At 68.6% G+C, this 16,221-nt stretch carries 15 protein-coding genes and 1 pseudogene; 8 read left to right on the top strand and 8 right to left on the bottom strand.

The window, feature by feature from the left end:
• Positions 1-277 precede the first annotated feature (277 nt).
• The 4 genes from ACGFJ2_RS36790 (at position 278) to ACGFJ2_RS36775 (ending at position 4,594) form a co-directional block, all read left to right on the top strand.
• The gene (locus ACGFJ2_RS36790; RefSeq protein WP_393476390.1) at positions 278-1,225 is read left to right on the top strand and encodes a hypothetical protein; all 948 of its coding nucleotides are present in this window, start codon (positions 278-280) and stop codon (positions 1,223-1,225) included.
• A gap of 173 nt (positions 1,226-1,398) precedes the next feature.
• On the top strand, positions 1,399-3,195 hold the full coding sequence (gene nhaA, locus ACGFJ2_RS36785; RefSeq protein WP_357939841.1) for a Na+/H+ antiporter NhaA: 1,797 nt from the start codon (positions 1,399-1,401) through the stop codon (positions 3,193-3,195).
• 26 nt (positions 3,196-3,221) lie between these two features.
• On the top strand, positions 3,222-3,746 hold the full coding sequence (locus ACGFJ2_RS36780; protein WP_393476387.1) for a hypothetical protein: 525 nt from the start codon (positions 3,222-3,224) through the stop codon (positions 3,744-3,746).
• 71 nt (positions 3,747-3,817) lie between these two features.
• On the top strand, positions 3,818-4,594 hold the full coding sequence (locus ACGFJ2_RS36775) for a hypothetical protein (RefSeq protein WP_393476384.1): 777 nt from the start codon (positions 3,818-3,820) through the stop codon (positions 4,592-4,594).
• Here the strand turns inward: ACGFJ2_RS36775 and ACGFJ2_RS36770 are convergent.
• Entirely contained in the window at positions 4,581-5,033 is a 453-nt protein-coding gene (locus ACGFJ2_RS36770) for a hypothetical protein (RefSeq protein WP_393476381.1), read from the bottom strand. The genes ACGFJ2_RS36775 and ACGFJ2_RS36770 overlap by 14 nt on opposite strands.
• A gap of 44 nt (positions 5,034-5,077) precedes the next feature.
• Here ACGFJ2_RS36770 and ACGFJ2_RS36765 point away from each other — a divergent pair, with 44 nt between their 5' ends.
• Complete coding sequence (locus ACGFJ2_RS36765) at positions 5,078-6,052, top strand: helix-turn-helix transcriptional regulator (RefSeq protein WP_393476376.1); 975 nt, start codon at positions 5,078-5,080, stop codon at positions 6,050-6,052.
• 17 nt (positions 6,053-6,069) lie between these two features.
• On the opposite strand, the gene ACGFJ2_RS36760 is transcribed toward ACGFJ2_RS36765, so the two are convergent.
• The 7 genes and pseudogenes from ACGFJ2_RS36760 to ACGFJ2_RS36730 all read right to left on the bottom strand — a co-directional run bounded on the left by ACGFJ2_RS36760 (position 6,070) and on the right by ACGFJ2_RS36730 (position 13,171).
• Positions 6,070-6,255 (bottom strand): hypothetical protein, encoded by a 186-nt coding sequence (locus ACGFJ2_RS36760; RefSeq protein WP_357939831.1) that lies wholly within the window; start codon positions 6,253-6,255, stop codon positions 6,070-6,072.
• Positions 6,252-7,187 (bottom strand): GNAT family N-acetyltransferase, encoded by a 936-nt coding sequence (locus ACGFJ2_RS36755; RefSeq protein WP_357939829.1) that lies wholly within the window; start codon positions 7,185-7,187, stop codon positions 6,252-6,254. Before ACGFJ2_RS36755 ends, ACGFJ2_RS36760 begins: the two co-directional genes overlap by 4 nt.
• Before the next feature lie 145 nt (positions 7,188-7,332).
• Complete coding sequence (locus ACGFJ2_RS36750) at positions 7,333-7,872, bottom strand: dihydrofolate reductase family protein (protein WP_393476369.1); 540 nt, start codon at positions 7,870-7,872, stop codon at positions 7,333-7,335.
• Positions 7,873-8,018: 146 nt separating this feature from the next.
• Positions 8,019-8,334: pseudogene (locus ACGFJ2_RS36745) on the bottom strand (sigma-70 family RNA polymerase sigma factor); the annotation flags it as partial.
• Between the two features lie 135 nt (positions 8,335-8,469).
• Positions 8,470-11,454 (bottom strand): DUF4082 domain-containing protein, encoded by a 2,985-nt coding sequence (locus tag ACGFJ2_RS36740; RefSeq protein ID WP_393476366.1) that lies wholly within the window; start codon positions 11,452-11,454, stop codon positions 8,470-8,472.
• A gap of 741 nt (positions 11,455-12,195) precedes the next feature.
• Positions 12,196-12,783 carry a TetR/AcrR family transcriptional regulator gene (locus tag ACGFJ2_RS36735; protein ID WP_357939823.1) on the bottom strand — a complete coding sequence of 196 codons (588 nt, stop codon included), beginning with the start codon at positions 12,781-12,783 and terminating at the stop codon, positions 12,196-12,198.
• A gap of 1 nt (position 12,784) precedes the next feature.
• Positions 12,785-13,171: a hypothetical protein gene (locus ACGFJ2_RS36730; protein ID WP_393476363.1), complete on the bottom strand. Its 387-nt coding sequence runs from the start codon at positions 13,169-13,171 to the stop codon at positions 12,785-12,787.
• Positions 13,172-13,306: 135 nt separating this feature from the next.
• Between ACGFJ2_RS36730 and ACGFJ2_RS36725 the strand changes: the two genes are divergently transcribed.
• The 3 genes from ACGFJ2_RS36725 to ACGFJ2_RS36715 all read left to right on the top strand — a co-directional run bounded on the left by ACGFJ2_RS36725 (position 13,307) and on the right by ACGFJ2_RS36715 (position 15,846).
• Positions 13,307-14,200, top strand: coding sequence for a carboxylesterase family protein (locus tag ACGFJ2_RS36725; protein ID WP_393476360.1), 894 nt, complete (start codon positions 13,307-13,309; stop codon positions 14,198-14,200).
• On the top strand, positions 14,134-14,793 hold the full coding sequence (locus ACGFJ2_RS36720) for a carboxylesterase family protein (protein WP_393476357.1): 660 nt from the start codon (positions 14,134-14,136) through the stop codon (positions 14,791-14,793). Before ACGFJ2_RS36725 ends, ACGFJ2_RS36720 begins: the two co-directional genes overlap by 67 nt.
• Before the next feature lie 198 nt (positions 14,794-14,991).
• Positions 14,992-15,846, top strand: coding sequence for a helix-turn-helix domain-containing protein (locus ACGFJ2_RS36715; protein WP_393476354.1), 855 nt, complete (start codon positions 14,992-14,994; stop codon positions 15,844-15,846).
• Positions 15,847-16,221 lie beyond the last annotated feature (375 nt).

Raw genomic sequence — 16,221 nt, 5'->3', positions numbered from 1 at the left:
CGGGGCCTGGGCTCATTGCTGTCCGGAAGCCTGAAGGGTGGAGGCCGTACCGTCGAGCAGCCGCAGCGCCGTCTCGATCATCGTTTCGCGACTCAATCGGGGCCGCGTGGCCCTGTTCATCAATTATTAGCTTAGTTGCGCCAAACGGGCCGTCACCTGCGGTTCTCCGTTTCCAGTGGTACGCGATGGCACTACGGGGCACATGTGACTGCCGTCCGGCTTACTTCCGGTTTAGACCCGCCGGGATTGAATCGGAGCAACTCAGCTGGAGGACATAGTGACGCCAACGCGTTCTGACCACCCAAACGAGGACCTGTCGATCGGACCGGACGCGCCGCGCAGGCGCGTCCCACGGCCGCTGATCGTTGCCGCGACCATCGCCATGGTGGCGACGAGCGGGATCGGAGTGGCCGCCGCGGCGTCGGGAACGCCGACGGAGACGCCGACTCCCACGCCGACAATCAGCGAGACACCTACCGAGACCCCGACCGAGACACCCACAGAAACCCCCACAGCGACCGAGTTGCCGCCCATCAGCCCTTGGGGCTTCGTCGGTGCGATGCACGGCGAGTTCGCGGTGGCGACCAAGGACGGTTGCGGCGTCGTCACGCTGCTCGCCCAGACCGGGCAGGCGACCGCTGTCGCCGAGGACTCCATCACCGTGAAGAGCCAGGACGGCTTCGAGAAGGTGTACGCGATCAGCGAGTCCACCCGCACGATCGCGGGACGCCGTGGGACCAGCAAGGTCAAGGAGGGCGACTGGGTATCGGTGACCGCCACCGCCAATGAGGACACGGGCACAACGCCGCCCCCAGAAACACCCACAGAGACACCGACCGAAACACCGACCGAAACCCCAACAGAGACACCGACCCAAACGCCGACCGAAACGCCCGCCGAGACGCCGACCGTGACGCCCACAGTCACGGCGACATTGGCGCCCACCGAGACGACCGCACCAACAGCGACGGCGACAGCGACAGCCGCTTACGTCTTCGACCTGTCGAGGCCCACCAAGAACTTCTGGCGCGGCCACGGCTGGTGGCAGTCGAAGCAGTCGTGGATGAACCCGCCGACCTGGCGTACCCCGACCGCCTGCCCCACACCCACCGAAACCGTGACCCCACCCGAGACCCCCACAGACACCCCGACCATCGACCCGACCCCGACAACCTCCGAGACCCCGACCCCGACCCCGACCCCCACGCCCACCTCGAACTCGTGAGCATCCGGTAGCGGCGCGGCTCCTGTCCCGAGCAGCCCCCTCACCACCCCGGAAGTGCTCCGACCAGCCGCTCCACCCCTGAAGCGCGGTGGGGCGGCCCATGCGAGGCGGACCTCGCCGCCCATCTTCGGTCTCACCCGCGCGCCGCCTATCATCGGACGCCGGGGGTCTACATGTTGCGGGCGTTCTTCAAGACCGAGACCGGCAGCACCAGCGTGCTGCTGGCGGCCACCCTGCTTGCCCTGCTGTGGGCCAACTCCCCCTGGGGCGGCACGTACGAATCCTTCTGGCACACCAACATGGGCCTGTCGTTCGGCAGCGCCACGTTCGAGCTCGACCTGCGCCACTGGGTCAACGACGGCCTCATGACCATCTTCTTCTTCGTCATCGGCCTGGAGATCTCCTACGAGGCGCGGCTCGGCCAGTTGCGGGATCGGCGGCTGATCGCGGTGCCCGCGCTCGCGGCGCTGGGCGGGATGATGGTGCCCGCCGGTGTCTATCTCGCGCTGAACGCGGGTGGGCCCGCGGCCGGTGGGTGGGGGGTGCCGATCGCCACCGACACCGCGTTCGTGCTCGGCATGCTCGCCATCGTGGGAGCGCGGTGCCCGGAGCCGTTGCGGGTGTTCCTGCTGACGCTGGCGATCGTCGACGACGTGCTGGCGATCATCATCATCGCGCTCTTCTACACCGAGAGCCTGGACGTCATCGCCCTGGTGGTCGCGGCGGCGCTGCTGGCGGCGATCGTGACGCTGCGGTGGCTGAGGATCTGGCGGGCGCCCGCGTACATCGTGCTCGGGTTCGCGCTGTGGGTGGCCACGCTGGAGAGCGGCGTGCATCCGACGCTGATCGGCATCGCGCTGGGCATCCTGGTGTTCGTGTACGCGCCCAGCGACCGCAAGCTGCTCCGCGCCGACGAGGCCGTACACGAGTTCACCAGCGACCCGAGCCCCGAGGCGGCCAGGGTGGCGGCGCGCACGCTGCGGCGGGCCGTGTCCGTCAACGAGCGGCTGCAACTCCTGCTCCACCCCTGGAGCAGCTATGTGATCGTGCCGATCTTCGCGCTGGCCAACGCGGGTGTCCGGCTCGACGCCGAGACGCTGCGCACGGCCTTGACCTCGCCCATCACGATCGGAGTGGCGGCCGGGCTGCTGCTGGGGAAATTCGTCGGCATCTCGCTGGGCACCTGGCTGCCGCTGAAGTCCGGCTGGGGGATCCTGCCCGGCAACCTGGTCTGGGGACAGTTGCTGGGCGGGGCGGCGGTGTCCGGCATCGGGTTCACGGTGGCGCTGTTCATCGTGGACCTGGCCTTCGACGACCCGGCGGTGCAGAGCCAGGCGAAGATCGGCATCCTGGCCGGGTCGCTGCTGGCGGCGCTGATGGGCGGGGCGATCTTCCGGATGGCCTGGGACCGCGGCGGGGTGTGCGCGCCTCCTGACGCCGAGCCGGAGGAGGAGCTACCCGTGCTGCTGACCGAGCCCGTGGGACCCGACGACCACGTACGGGGGCCGGCGGACGCGCGGGTGACGATCGTGGAGTACGGCGACTTCGAGTGCCCCTACTGCGGAGCTCTCCATCCGGTCCTGAGCGAGCTGCTGCGGAAGTCCGCCGACGTGCGCCTGGTGTTCAGGCATTTCCCGCTGCGGACCATACATCCTCGGGCCTTCCCCGCCGCGGTGGTCGCCGAGGCCGCGGCGATGGAGGGCCGATTCTGGGAGATGCACGACACCCTCTTCGACAACCAGCGCTTCCTGACCGACACCGACCTGGCCCGCTACGCCGCCGAACTGGACGTCGAGCCGTGGCCCGACGTGCCCGCGCAGGCCGCGCGGGTCGACCGGGACGAGGAGTCGGGCCGCGCGAGCGGCGTCCGCGGGACGCCCACACTGTTCCTGAACGGCGTCCGCTACCAGGGCGACCTGGATCTCCGTTCGATCACCAGGGCGGTGGAAAGCGCGCGTCAATCCCCGTAACGTGATCGCGACTCGATAAGGGCGGAGTGAACAAAGTGGAGATAGCGTCGAGCTTCGGGGCTTTTGTCTTCGGACTGCTCATGGTCATCCTGTTGATCGTCGGCATCGTGCTGATGATCAGGGCAAGGGCTGAGCACGGCCGGGCTGCCATGCTGGGGATGTATGGGTGCATCGCGTTGCTGATCGGCGTGGTATTCGATGTCGCGCGCGGCCTCACATTGCCGTACCTGATCGACGCGTTCGCCATGCGGTCGATCGGCGTGGTGGTGCTGGTGGAGGGCTTGGTCAGCCTCATACTCAACGGCGGGGGCGTGGGGTTGCTGATCTGGGCCGTGGTCGCCCGCCGCACCCCGGCCCAGCCGCAGCAGACGCCGGGCTGGCAGCAACCCCAGCAGCCACAGGGCTGGCAGCAGCCTCAGCAGTCGGAGTGGCAGCGGCAGTCCCAGTCGCCGCCCGAGTGGCAGCCGCAGTCCCCGCCGCAGCCGCCCTCGGCCCCGCAGCCGGGCTGGCAGGACCCGGAGCGGCCCGGCTGGCAGAACCCGCAGGGCTAACCAGCCGCCCGATCGCCTAGGAATGTGACAATGTCTGGATAAAAGCTCTCTGCGCCGCGTCCGAGGGGATCATGACTCCAGAGCAGCCGGATCAGCCCGGCCCCGACCCCAACCGGACCATCAGGCACCGCTGGCCGCAACCCGAGCCACCCCGCCAGGAACCCGGCCAGAGCCCTTACACGCAGCGCCTGCCCTACACCCCCGACATGCTCCCCGACGTCCCCCAGTACGAGGCCAAGCCGCCGAAGTCGGGCTGGTGGTGGGTGATCGTGGTCGGCGGGGTGGCGGTCCTGGTGGTCGCCGTGGCCGTGGTCGCCCTCCTGTGGGCCCGGAGCACCGTCGAGCCGCCCGTCAAACCGGGCTCGCAGTCGTCCGTCAAATCGGGCCCCGCACGGATCACCGACACCAAGGCCCAGGTGTCCTACCTCATCCCGGAGGGCTGGGCGAAGGCCGACCGGCCGTCCTACACCTCGGGCATCGCCGCGGGCGGCGCGGTCGTGGTCGCCTTCCCGCAGCAGCAGGGCGGCATCGGCGGCGCCGCCACGTCCGAGCAGTTGCAGGCCAGGGCCGACGCCGTGGCGCTGGACACGGCCCGGCGGTTCCTGCCCGACCTGGGCAGCCGGGACGGCCTGCGCACCCAGGCGCTGGAGGTCGGCGGTCAGCCGGCGGCCACGGCGTCGTTCCGGGTGGTGTTCAAGAGCGCGACCAAGGATCCGGCTTATGTCCGCATCGTGGCGGTGCACACCGCCGATGGGGGCCTCTCCTACGTCTACGGCAGCACGGTGCCCGATGGCGACGCCGCCCGCCGGGCCCTCGACGGGGTGCTCGACAGCGTCACGCCCGCGTGAAGTCCATGGTCCAGTTGGTCTCCCAGGTCTGCCCGCCGTCCGCCGAGAAGGCCTGCTCCCACCGGCAGGAGTCCGGGCCGCGCACGGTCCAGATGAACCGGCAGCGCACCGGCGAGCCGTCGTGCTGTTCCTCGCCGTAGAACTCGCCCCGGTCACCGTCGAAGGCGCCGACCATGGGCGTTGTGTCGAGCGTTCCCCGGGAGGTGCTGGCCCAGTAGATCGACCACTGCTGTGTCGCGGGGTTGAAGATCCGGATGGTCAGCCCGGAGAATCCCCTGGCCGGGCACTTGATCTCGTCGAAACTCGCCGCGCCGTCGAAGTGGCGGCTGGCCACACTGATGCCGGGGAACTCATCCCACTCGTCACTACCTGTCAGCGGCTTGACGAGCCTGCGGTTGATGACGTTCCAGGAGCCGGAGAGGAAGTCGAAGTCGTTCATGCGGACGAACGTAGAGCAGGGTCACTGACAGGTAGTGTCAGTGAATGCGCGCCTCCCGGCTGGTCTCTCTCCTCCTGCTGCTGCAGACGCGCGGCCGCATGACCGCCCGGGAGCTGGCCGAGCGGCTCGAGGTCTCCGTACGGACGATCTACCGCGACGTCGAGTCGCTGCACACCGCGGGCATCCCGCTGTACGGCGACGCCGGGCCGAAAGGCGGCTACCAGCTCCTCGACGGCTACCGCACCCGGCTCACCGGGCTGACCACGGACGAGGCGGAGTCGTTGTTCCTCGCCGGGCTGCCGGGTCCTGCGGCCGAGCTGGGATTGGCCGCCGTGGTGACGGCCGCGCAGCTCAAGCTGATGGCCGCGCTGCCCGTCGAGCTGCGCGACCGGGCCGGGCGGATCCAGGAGCGCTTCCACCTGGACGCCCCGACCTGGTACCGCGACGCGCAGCCGGTGACGCACCTGCCGGCCGTGGCCGACGCTGTGTGGAACGAGCGCGTCCTGGAGGTCAGATACCGCCGCTGGCAGGCGCCCCAGGAGGTCGAGCGGCGGCTGGAGCCGTACGGGCTGGTGGTCAAGGCCGGGCGCTGGTATCTGGTGGCGCGGGCCGGTGAGCAGGTGCGTACCTACCGGGTGTCACAGATCCTCGGGCTGCACGCGCTGCCCGAGCGCTTCACCCGGCCCGACGACTTCGACCTGACCGCCTACTGGCAGGCGTACCTGGCCGAGTTCGAGGCCCGGCTGCGGTGGGGCGAGGCGGTGATCCGGCTGTCGCCGCAGGGGATGCGGCTGCTGGCCAACCTCATGACGCCCGGGGTCTCGGCGGCGGCGAAGGAAAGCGCGCAGCCGCCGGACGGCGAGGGCTGGACTCAGGTGACGGTCCCGATCGAGTCGATCGAGCACGCGGCGGGTGAGTTCCTGCGGCTCGGCACGGATGTCGAGGTCCTCGCTCCCGCCGAGCTCCGCGACCGCATTGCCACCACGGCCGCGGAGCTGACCCGCCGCTACCACGGGTGAGCCGACCTGACGGGAGCTCACCGCGTGAGCGCCGTCTCCTCGGCCTGCCGCTCGGGGATGGACAGGCGTGGGTGGCCGCGCTCCCCGAGCGTGAGGTGCAGCAGCGTCGCGCGGTCGCCGCGCAGGACGTGCTGGGCGAGCACGGCGCCCGCGGTCAGATCCAGGTCGCCCGCGTGGGCCCCGATGGCGAGCACATGGGTCACGCCGACCGCCTCATCACGTGGAAGCGCCTGGTCACCTCGTAGCCTGCTCTGCTGTAGAGGTGACCGGCCGGGCTCGCCTCGCCCGTCCACAGGAACCACGAGGAGTGCAGGGCTTCGGCCCGCATCATGGTCATGGTCAGGTGGAGGAGGATCTTGCCGAGCCCGGTGCCCCGCTCGCCTGGATCGACCCCGAACGGCCCGAACCTCTCAGGGATCCCCCGGTAAGCCCCGTATAACGCGAACCCGACTATTTCCGCGTTTTTCGCGATGATCATGCGTTTGGTGTCGCGGTGCTGCCTGATCGCCTCGCCCCAGTCCGGGTTGAAGACGTCGGCCGCGAACCGGATGAGCTCCGGTAACTCCCCTTCACGCGGGCTGCGGAACTCGTACCCCTCGCCCTCCCGCTTGGCCCGCAGCGCGTGCACCTCGTCGGGCGTCACGTAGCCGACCAGAGTGCGGTCCATCGCGACCGGCGAGTAGAGCGTCTCGAACCCCAGCCCTTCCAGCAGCCGGTACCCGTCGGGGTAGAGCGCGGCGTCGGCGCCCGGCAGCACGTAGTTGGGCGTGTAGGAGGAGAAGTCGATCCTGGTCCTGCCCCGGGCTTCGAGGAAGGCGACCGCCTCGCCGAGCAACCGCCGCCCGAGCCCGGCCCCCCGGTGCTCGGGCGCCACGAAGAAGAACGGGATCCAGCCCGTCTCCGGCTCCAGGTCGGTGCCCGGGGCGAGCGGGATCAGCCGGCGCACGGCGTACGCGCAGCCGGCCACCCGCCCGTCGATCACGGCGACCCGCAGCCCCTCGGGGTCGAAGTTGGGGTCGAGCAGCACGCAGTCACGGAACCAGCCGGAGGTCGTGGGGTCGCCTGGCATGCTCTGATTCCAGGCGTCTATGAGAGAGACCTCGTCCCCCGAGGCGAACGCGCGGACAGCGACCATGGAGGTCCTTTCACCCTGGGCTCTGCCTTCCCACCCTCCCCAGTGATGAAGAGCCAGGTCAAGAGGTATCAGGAAAAAATTTTCCCCGACAACGTAGCCCTAGAAACTTTCTTTCGCCTCCGGTAAGTATGGAACGTTGCCCCTGTCAGAGGACGCGGAACCAGAGGTTCGTCGCCTGCGGCGCGCTGGTCAGGCTCAGGCGTTCGAGCTTGACGTCGGCCCCGCCCGGCCGGTCGAACAGCCGGACCCCGTCGCCGAGCAGGACGGGCGCGATGAACACGAGGATCTCGTCGAGCACATCGGCCTCGAGGCACTGCCGGGCGGTGTCGGCGCCGAGGACGTTGACGTACTTGTCGCCCGCGGCGGCCTTGGCGGCGGCGACGGCGCCGTCCAGATCCCCGACGAAGGTGACACCCGGCACCGGCGTGTCCGGCGCGTGGTGGGTGAGCACGAACTGCGGTCCGGTCCATCCGCCGCCGAACGGCTTGCCCTCCTTGTCGGTGCCCCTGTGCGGATCGTCGCCGCGGAAGGTGCGGTTGCCGACGAGCAGGGCGCCGATCTTGCCGATGACGTCGTCCACCAGCGGATTGGGCCCGATGTGCTCGGTCAGCCAGGACATGTCACCGCCTGCCCCCGCGATGAACCCGTCCAGCGACATGGTGCACGAATACAGCAGCTTGCTCACGGCGTACCTCCATCAAAGCGGTTGACCCTTGATGAGACGGAGGTTCGGCCGAGAACTCATCGGTGCGCCGCCAGCGCCGCCACGACCGCGTCGCGTCCCTGGAACCACATGGGGTACGGCGGCATCGCCGTCCGCACATCCTCGGCCAGGAGCGCCGCGACCTGCCTGGCCGGCCAGCCGAGCACGTCACGCAAGATCAGCACCGCGCGCTGCCCGGGCGGAAGGTGCTGGATCGCGGCCAGGAACGCCAATTCGTCGCGATCCGATACAGCCAGGCGCGGAACGTCGAGCGCCCCTCGAACCCACGAAGGCTCTTCCAGGCCCGCAGGAACGTCTCCTGCACCAGATCCTCCGCCTCGTCGAAGAGCCCAGCATCCGGTAACAGTGCACCCGCAACTCCGCCCGATGACGCTCCACCAGCACCGCGAACGCGGCCCCGTCACCCGCCCGCGCGGCAGCCATCACCACATCATCGCGATCCGCGTCCACCGGCCGCCCCATCCGCGCGTACTCGACTCCCGGATGGAACGCTACGACAGCGCGGACGGAGCCGGCTCATTCCACCGGCCCGCGTCCGCCTGCGCTTTACCCCGCCGGCTACCCCGTGCCGGCGGTGAACACCACGTCCACCCAGTAGTTGCTGGCCTGGTAACTCTTCGTCGGGAAGCCGTTCGTCGCGCCGTACCGATAGACGCCGTTACCTCCTCCCGCCCCGCTCGCCAGCGCGAGGAGCGGATCGTTGTTGTACTGGGTGGCGAAATACTGCCGGTCCACCGCGTAGTTCCCCGAGGTCGTGAAGTACGAGACCACGTAGGTGGTGTTGGCGGCGATCGTGACTGGCGTGGCGAAGTTCATCCGCTGCCAGCCACTCGCCGTCTCATTGGTGAACGTCCCGGACGCCAGCAGCGCCCCGGCGCTGGTCCACAAGTACCCGGTATGGGTCCCAGTGTTCTGCGCCCCCTTGTAGAACCGGACCCCCAGGATCCTCCCGCTCGTCGTCGCCCTGAACTTCACGCCCAGCGCGACGGCCACCGGATCGTCCGCCGACGTCGTCGCCGGAACCGACGAGTCAGGCCACAGGCTGTTCGTTGGGGTCGGCGTCGGAGTCGGAGTGGGCGTCGGAGTGGGCGTGGGCGTCGGTGTTGGCGTGGGGCCGGAGGTGTTGAGGACGACGTCCACCCAGTAGTTGGTCGCCATGTACGTTTTGTTGGGGAAGATGCTGCTCCCCGCGTAGGTGTACACGCCGTTGCCGCCGCTGCTCGCGCTGTCCGGGGCGGTGAGAGGACCCCGCACGACTGCGTTCGAGAAGTACGAGACGTCCCTGGCGTATCCGCCGTTGGGCGCGAAGTACGAGGCCACATAGGTGGTGTTGGCGCTCACCGGGACCGGGGTCGAGAAGTTCACCTGCTGCCAGCCGGTCGCCGTCTCACCGGTGAACGTCGCCCTCCCCAGCAACTGGCCGCCGCTGGTCCACAGGCTCCCGACGTGGGTGCCGGTGTTGCCCGCGCCCTTGTAGAACCTGACCGCCGAGACGGTGCCCGCCGTCGAGGTCTGGAACTTCACCCCGACTTCGACCGGGCTCGTGTCATCGGCCGCGGGCACGGAGGGCACCGTGGACGACGTCCAGAGGCTGCAGGGGCAGTCCGTGGTCGAGTTGACCGTCCTCGTGGTGACGGGCGACTGGATGTTGCCGCTGTCGTCGACCGCCCTCACCATGATCGTCTTGGCACCGGTGCCTTGGATCGTCCATGCGTACTGCCAGGTGGTTCGGCCCGTCGCCTGGCGCCAGGTGGCGCCGCCGTCGACCGACACCTCCACGGCGCCCACCACGCCTCCGCCGGTGTCGGCCGCCGTTCCCAGGACCTGGATGGTTCCTGGGGTTACGTTCTCGCCGGCGGCCGGAGCCGTGATCGCCGAGGTCGGACGGGTGGTGTCGGTCGACGCCGTCGCCGCCACCAGCCCCGGTTGGAGGCTGGCCGGCTGGGCTTTCATGTCGGCCAGGATGTTGACCGTCGCCTGTTGCATCCGGACATCTGTGGGAGTGCCCGCCCGGTCATGGACGCTGTCCAGGCCCCACGCCCACTGGACCGTGCCGGCGCCGAAGACCAGCGCGCCACTCGGCGCCTTGGAGAACGTCAGATTGTGCGTCGCGGTCCCGGCACCGTAGGTGCTACCGAAGTCGAGCAGGTATTTGTTGGACGAGAACAGCGTCGTCTGGGCGAGCCGCACCGTCCCCGGCGGCTCGAAGTCGTTGTCCGGGGCCTCATCCCATTCGAACCCGAGCGTTCCCGCCGGGAACGTCGCCGTCTGCCCTGGTTGCAGGCTTGCCACGGACGTGTTGCGCCAGAACCGCAGCGGCCCGTACTCCGCCGGAACGGTCATCGCGTCGTTGACCGTACCGTTGATCCTGAAGAAGGTTCCGCTCACGCGGTTCTCCGGCCTGCCTCCGTCCGACGGCGGCGAGAAACGCGGGTCGCGCCACGTCCCGGTCCATTCCGGGCTGGGGTCGATCTTGGCGTTGGCGTGCGTCTCCTTGTAGCAGACGATCGTCCGGAAGGGCGTCATCGCACCGGTGATGCTCGGTTCCCATCTGGTCTTCCAGAAGATCTCGTTGCCGGAGAAGAAGGCCACGTTCACGCCGCTGTCGCGGGCGGTCTCCACGGTGTTGCGCATCTGGTTCGACCAGTACTCGTCATGCCCGACGGAGAGGAACGCCTTGTGCTCCAGCAATTCCTGACCGCGGGTGGCGCTGTCCACGCCGCTGAAATAGCTCACGTCATATCCGTTGGCCTCAAGCCATCGGACCATGGGGTATTCGGCGTTGAAGAAGAAGGTCTCCGGGGCGTCCATGGAGAAGGGGTCGCGCGTCTTGAACGGGCGGTTGTAACTCACCTTGTAGGCGCGGCCGACAGGATTGCCGAAGTAGAGGCTGTTCCCGCCGTACCTGTTGTACGCCTGCCAGGTCGTGTCGGAGGTCTGCACGAGAATGTCCGAGCCCCTGGTGTCGTCCCGGACGACGAAAATGATGTGGCTGGCACCGGTCGTTCCGTCCTCCCGGACCAGCTTCGCGATATAGACCCCCGAGACGGCATCGCTGGGCACCGCCCATGAGGCCGACACCGCCCAGTTCCCGCAGTCGATGAGCCCGGTCGACGTGTCCTCCGCGCATGCGGGTTGCGACTGGGGCAGGGGGGCGGACGGCTGGACCGTCGTTATCTTTCGCGCTCCCATTCCGCCGTAATAGCCGATGCGGTAGATGTCGAGGCGGTAATCGGTCGCCACGGTGTCGACCTTGAACAGCACGGTCTCCCCGTGGTTGACGCTCATCTGCGTCGCATAGCCCTGGATGGTGCCGCTGCCCGCCCCCGAGATGTCCCATTCGCTGGCGGGGTTGCCGGGCTTGTTGTTCTCTATGCAGATGACGGAGGTCGGCGGGCAGACAGCGGGCCTCCGAGCGCCGACCGGCACTCCCGAGCGGGTTTCCCGCGCCTGCCGACGGGTGCCTTCCGCGACACGGGCCGCGAAGTCCGACGCGCTCCGCGCCGGTTCCGCACGGCCCGTACCCGCCGATACCGTACTCACAGAAGCTGTACTCACAGAAGCTGTACTCGCAAAAGCTGTACTCGCAAAAGCTGTACCCGTACGGACCATGCGCGCCTCCGCGCTGGATCCTCCCCCAGCCCCGCAGACCAAGCCGGCCGCCATGGCGACGACCAGCCCGACGCAGGGCAGCCGACGCCTCCTCATGGCCTTCTTCTCACGCTCCGACATGTGCCACCCCCGGTCGCAGTACCCCACGCAAAAGAGCCGGGCAGAAGACGGCGACGCAGGCCGTCAAGATCATCGACTCAGTGAGGAATGCTATGGGCCGGACTGGTTACTCCTGGAGCGAGCGGTGATACGACAGCAGCTCTTATGAAATGGGCGTGTCGCCGCTTATAACGAGGAAAATCCCAGTAACCCGCGCCTCCATAGGAACGCGGCCAGGGCCGGGCTCGGCCGAATCAGACCTCGTACCACGCTCTGGCGACGTTGCAGCCGTACGGGTCGCCGGAGACCTCCGACACGAACCTGTCCGGCCCACTGCGCCGGTATATCCATGGTCCCCAGATGGTGGTCGTGCAGGGCCAGTGCCCGGAATTGCATTCGGCCCGCACCCGGAAGTTCCCGAACCCTGAGAGACACGTGGCCGAGGCCGTGTTGTAGGCGACGTCGATATAGGCGGAGCAATCCCAGACCGCGGCCTGTGCGAGTGAGGAACATCGTCGCGCCACGCCCTTTCGCCGCACTGTCGCGAGCAATGGAACGAGGAGAAAAGACCTTTTAGAATCCAGCTCTTGTCGCCCGGCCGAAGATCTCGACGAGTTCGTTCGCGCAGTGGTCCGGGTCAAGGCCGTCGACGATGCGCTCGGCCATCGCGTCGATCGACGCACGCAGGGCCGTACTCATCAGCACACTGTCGAACACCCGGAAAGCCCCCGTACGCTGCCCGTCCGTGAACAGCGCCACCAGCCTGGCGATCGCGGCGTCCCGCTCGTGGTCACCCGCGAACGCCTGGTTGTGCGCGATCTGCTGCACCGCGCGCACGTGTCCAGGATGGGTGGCGATGAAGGCGATGTTGGCCCGGATGAACGCCTCCAACTGCGCACCGGCTCCGGAGGCGGCGTCCAGTGTCGGACGCATGAAGGCGGCCGCGTCGGTGATGACCTGACGCACAACGGCCTCGAAAAGCTGCTCCTTGTTGGAGAAGTGATAGGAGATCAGCCTCTTGCTGCTGAGCCCGGCGTGCTCACAGATGGCCTCGAACGTGGTCTCCGCATAGCCGCGCTCGGCGAGCACGGCGATGGTGGCGGAGGCGATCTGGGCTCTGCGGGCCTCGGTGGCTTCGCGGCGAGTTCCGGAGGTCTGCATATCACCCCAGCTTGCCACGCTTCGGGTACGCCTCACGTACGGCACGACGGTTGACGATGACCGCGACGGCGGCGACCAGGACGCCGACCACCCCCTGCTCCGCCTTCATCCAGTCGGGATAGCCGCTGTCCGGCGCGAGGAGGATGAGCACGATTCCGATGGGCGCGGCGAAGGTGATGAAGCGGATGCGCAGGTAGGCCGATCGCTTGCCTCGTGCGGCCTGCCCCGCCAGAGCCACGAGCCAGACGGAGGCGGCGGCCACGGCGGCGCCGCGCAGCCAGACCACCCAGTTGCCACCGATGACGGCGGCCACCCCGAGCGTCGCGATCGAGATGACCAGCACGGCGACGAAGAGCGCCCGGACCAGATTCCACGGCTTCTTATCCATGCGTATAAATTTACACAGGCGGATAATGTTCTGCAAGAGCCCTGGTGGACCACAGAAGGAAACATTCATCCAAGACACCCAGGCCCGGAGCTTGTGATGCTCGACCTCGTGTCCGGAACGTCGATAGGAGAGGTAATGACGAAGACCGTGGACAGCGCGCCAGAGGTTCAGGTGTCGAGTGGCCGGCTGCAGGGCCGCCATGACCAGGGAGTGGCGGCGTTCCTCGGGATCCCGTACGCCGCCCCGCCCTTCGGGCCACGCCGCATGCGACCTCCCGAGCCGCCCGTGCGGTGGGAGGGCGAGCGCGACGCTACCGATTACGGGCCGACCTGCCCGAAAGACAACGACGACCCGGAGGGCGCCGCGCTGTTTCCGGAGGCCGTGATCCCTGGCGAGGACTGCCTCAATCTCAACGTGTGGACCCCCGATCCCCGCGCATCCGGATTGCCGGTACTGGTCTGGATCCACGGCGGCATGTTCACGAAGGGGTCCGGATCCATCGCCGGCTACCGCGGCACCTCCTTCGCCCGCGACGGGGTCGTATGCGTCACGATCAACTACCGGCTCGGTGCCGAGGGCTTTCTCTACCTGGATGACGGCACCGCCAACCTGGGGCTGCTGGACCAGATCGCCGCGCTCGAGTGGGTCCAGGACAACATCGCCGCCTTCGGCGGAGATCCGGGGAGGGTGACCGTCGCCGGCCAGTCCGCCGGGGCCATGAGCATCATCACCCTCATGGCCATGCCCCGTGCCCGAGGCCTGTTCCACCAGGCGATCACCCAGAGCGGGGCGGCCGCCCAGACACTCACGGCCGAGAGCGCCGCAGGCGTCGCCTCAAGGCTGGCTGAGTCGCTCGGGGTTGCCCCGACCCGCGAGGCCTTCAGCGAGGTGCCAGTCGAACGGCTCACGCGGGCGGCGTCCGCCCTCGTCAAGGAGGTCCAGAGCGTCGCGGATCCGACCAAGTGGGGCAGCCTCCCCTTCCGGTCATCGACGGCGACGCCCTCCCCGACCATCCGCTCGACGCGCTGAGAAGGGGCGCCGGCAGCGGCGTGCGGCTCCTGGCCGGGTGGAACCGCGACGACACCCGGATCGGCCTCGTCCCCACCGGCATGATCGACCTCGCCGACGAGCGCATCCTCTCCGCGGTCGTGGGCGCCTACGGCGGGCCCGACGGGACGATCGAGCTCTATCGGGCAGCCCGGCCGGGAGCGAGCGACGGGGACCTGCTCGCCGCCGTGACCACCGACTGCTTCATCCGGGTTCCGGTGATCCGGGTCGCCGAGGCACACCTTGAGGCCGGCGAGGCCGACACCTGGATGTACCGCTTCGACCACGAGTCGCCGAGCTTCGCCGGCCGCCTCGGCGCCGCCCACGCGGTAGAGCTCCCGTACGTGTTCGACCTCCTCGACGAGAAGTCCAGCCAGGTTCTCATCGGCGACGAACCACCACAGGTCGTCGCCGACACGGCTCACGGCGCCTGGGTCCGCTTCGTCGCCGAGGGCGACCCGGGCTGGCCCCGATACAACCTGGCCAACCGGTCCACCGCCCTGATCGACGAGCGGATCACCGTCGCCGACGACCCCGACGGCGCCGAACGCGAGGTGTGGACCAACCGGCCCTGACCGGCGGTGCTGAGCGCGGGGTGTGTGGAGCAGCCCGGCGCTGCCCGGGAGTTGCCATTCGGTGTCGACCGTGCGGCTCAGCGGTAGCAATCCGTTTCTCGCCACCACCGGCCTATGGTGCTGAGCCAGGACCCTTGCCGACCCCGGAGGCGCGTTGTGGCATTGCGACACCGCGAAGTGGCTCCTACCATGTCGGCTGTGCGATCAGCCGAGTCGGCTCGCGCTGGTGTGCCTCGATGGGAGATCACGGTTCCATCGCGTCCCGGCCGGCTGCCGGGGGTCACGATGGCCGGGTTCAGCGATCAAGCGAATGAGCTGCGCGACGTCGCGCTGGTCCCGCACCCCACGGTCATGGTGATCTTCGACCTCGGCGACCAGCCATTCGTCATCGAAGACGACTGTGGTTCGCGACAGCGAGAACGCGTCGTCGCCGGACTCGCCCCCCACAGGGCTCGAGGGCGGGGGTTCGCCAGCAGCTCCGAATGCCTCCAGCTGCGGCTCTCGCCGATGGTCGCACACGCGGTCTTGGGCGCCTCCTCGGAGCTGGGCGGGACGCTGGTCGCCCTCGACGACCTGTGGGGACGAGACGCCGTACGAACCCAAGAGCGATTGCGCGCCGCCAGGTCGTGGGAGGACCGATTCGCGATCGCGGAGGCCGCGCTGGCACGGCGGGCCGACGCGGGCCGAGCCCTCGACCCGGAAGTCACCTTCTCCTGGCGGCAGATGGTGGCCACCCGAGGGCGGATACGCGTCGAACGACTGGTCACCGAGATCGGCTGGAGCCGCAAACGCCTTTGGTCCCGGTTCCGCGCCCAGGTCGGCCTCACCCCCAAGCGCGTCGCCCAGCTCATCCGCTTCGACCACGCGGCCCACCGCCTGGCCGCCGACCATAGCGCCGCCTTGGTAGCGGCGGAGAGCGGCTACGCCGACCAGTCCCACCTTCACAGAGACGTCATGGCCTTCGCCGGGATGACGCCGGCAGCGGTCGCGGTCCAGCCGTTCCTCGCGATCGACGATGTCGCGTGGCCTCCCCAACACGCATCTGTCATGTGACGAGAGCGAGCGCTCCGGAGATTCCTGTCGCCTGACCACGAGGGTAGAACGTCTTTCCCTAGACATCCGGCGACGCGCTTGCGATGTCGGGCACGGCTCCCCAGGTGGGGTCCCACGCAGCAGTGGATCAACGATCCCGTTATGCGTTTCCGATGTGGGAGAACAGGGCTGATCGAGTGAGAAAGTACACGGCTCTGCCCAACGTCATCAGCAGCCCCCGACTCCCAGCCCCCCAAATGGCCACAAGCAGGCGAAGCGCCTAAATAAGAACGCCCGAGCGAAGCGAAGGCCCTACAGGGGTCGGGACCAGGCCCGACTGGAAGAAAACGCCTGAAGCCCCCAAGCGCGAAGCGCCAAAAGAGGCGAAGCCGATTG

Origin of the sequence: Nonomuraea sp. NPDC049028, from assembly GCF_043197735.1 — a bacterium.
Taxonomy (GTDB): domain Bacteria; phylum Actinomycetota; class Actinomycetes; order Streptosporangiales; family Streptosporangiaceae; genus Nonomuraea.
Note: the sequence above shows the minus strand (reverse complement) of the source record. Positions and strands in the feature narration are given on the sequence as shown.

Excerpts from the sequence above, each read along its gene's own strand:
- nhaA (WP_357939841.1), top strand. The coding sequence starts at position 1,399 with ATGTTGCGGGCGTTCTTCAAGACCGAGACCGGCAGCACCAGCGTGCTG.
- ACGFJ2_RS36775 (WP_393476384.1), top strand. The coding sequence starts at position 3,818 with ATGACTCCAGAGCAGCCGGATCAGCCCGGCCCCGACCCCAACCGGACC.
- ACGFJ2_RS36770 (WP_393476381.1), bottom strand. The coding sequence starts at position 5,033 with ATGAACGACTTCGACTTCCTCTCCGGCTCCTGGAACGTCATCAACCGC.
- ACGFJ2_RS36765 (WP_393476376.1), top strand. The coding sequence starts at position 5,078 with ATGCGCGCCTCCCGGCTGGTCTCTCTCCTCCTGCTGCTGCAGACGCGC.
- ACGFJ2_RS36755 (WP_357939829.1), bottom strand. The coding sequence starts at position 7,187 with ATGGTCGCTGTCCGCGCGTTCGCCTCGGGGGACGAGGTCTCTCTCATA.
- ACGFJ2_RS36735 (WP_357939823.1), bottom strand. The coding sequence starts at position 12,783 with ATGCAGACCTCCGGAACTCGCCGCGAAGCCACCGAGGCCCGCAGAGCC.
- ACGFJ2_RS36730 (WP_393476363.1), bottom strand. The coding sequence starts at position 13,171 with ATGGATAAGAAGCCGTGGAATCTGGTCCGGGCGCTCTTCGTCGCCGTG.
- ACGFJ2_RS36725 (WP_393476360.1), top strand. The coding sequence starts at position 13,307 with ATGACGAAGACCGTGGACAGCGCGCCAGAGGTTCAGGTGTCGAGTGGC.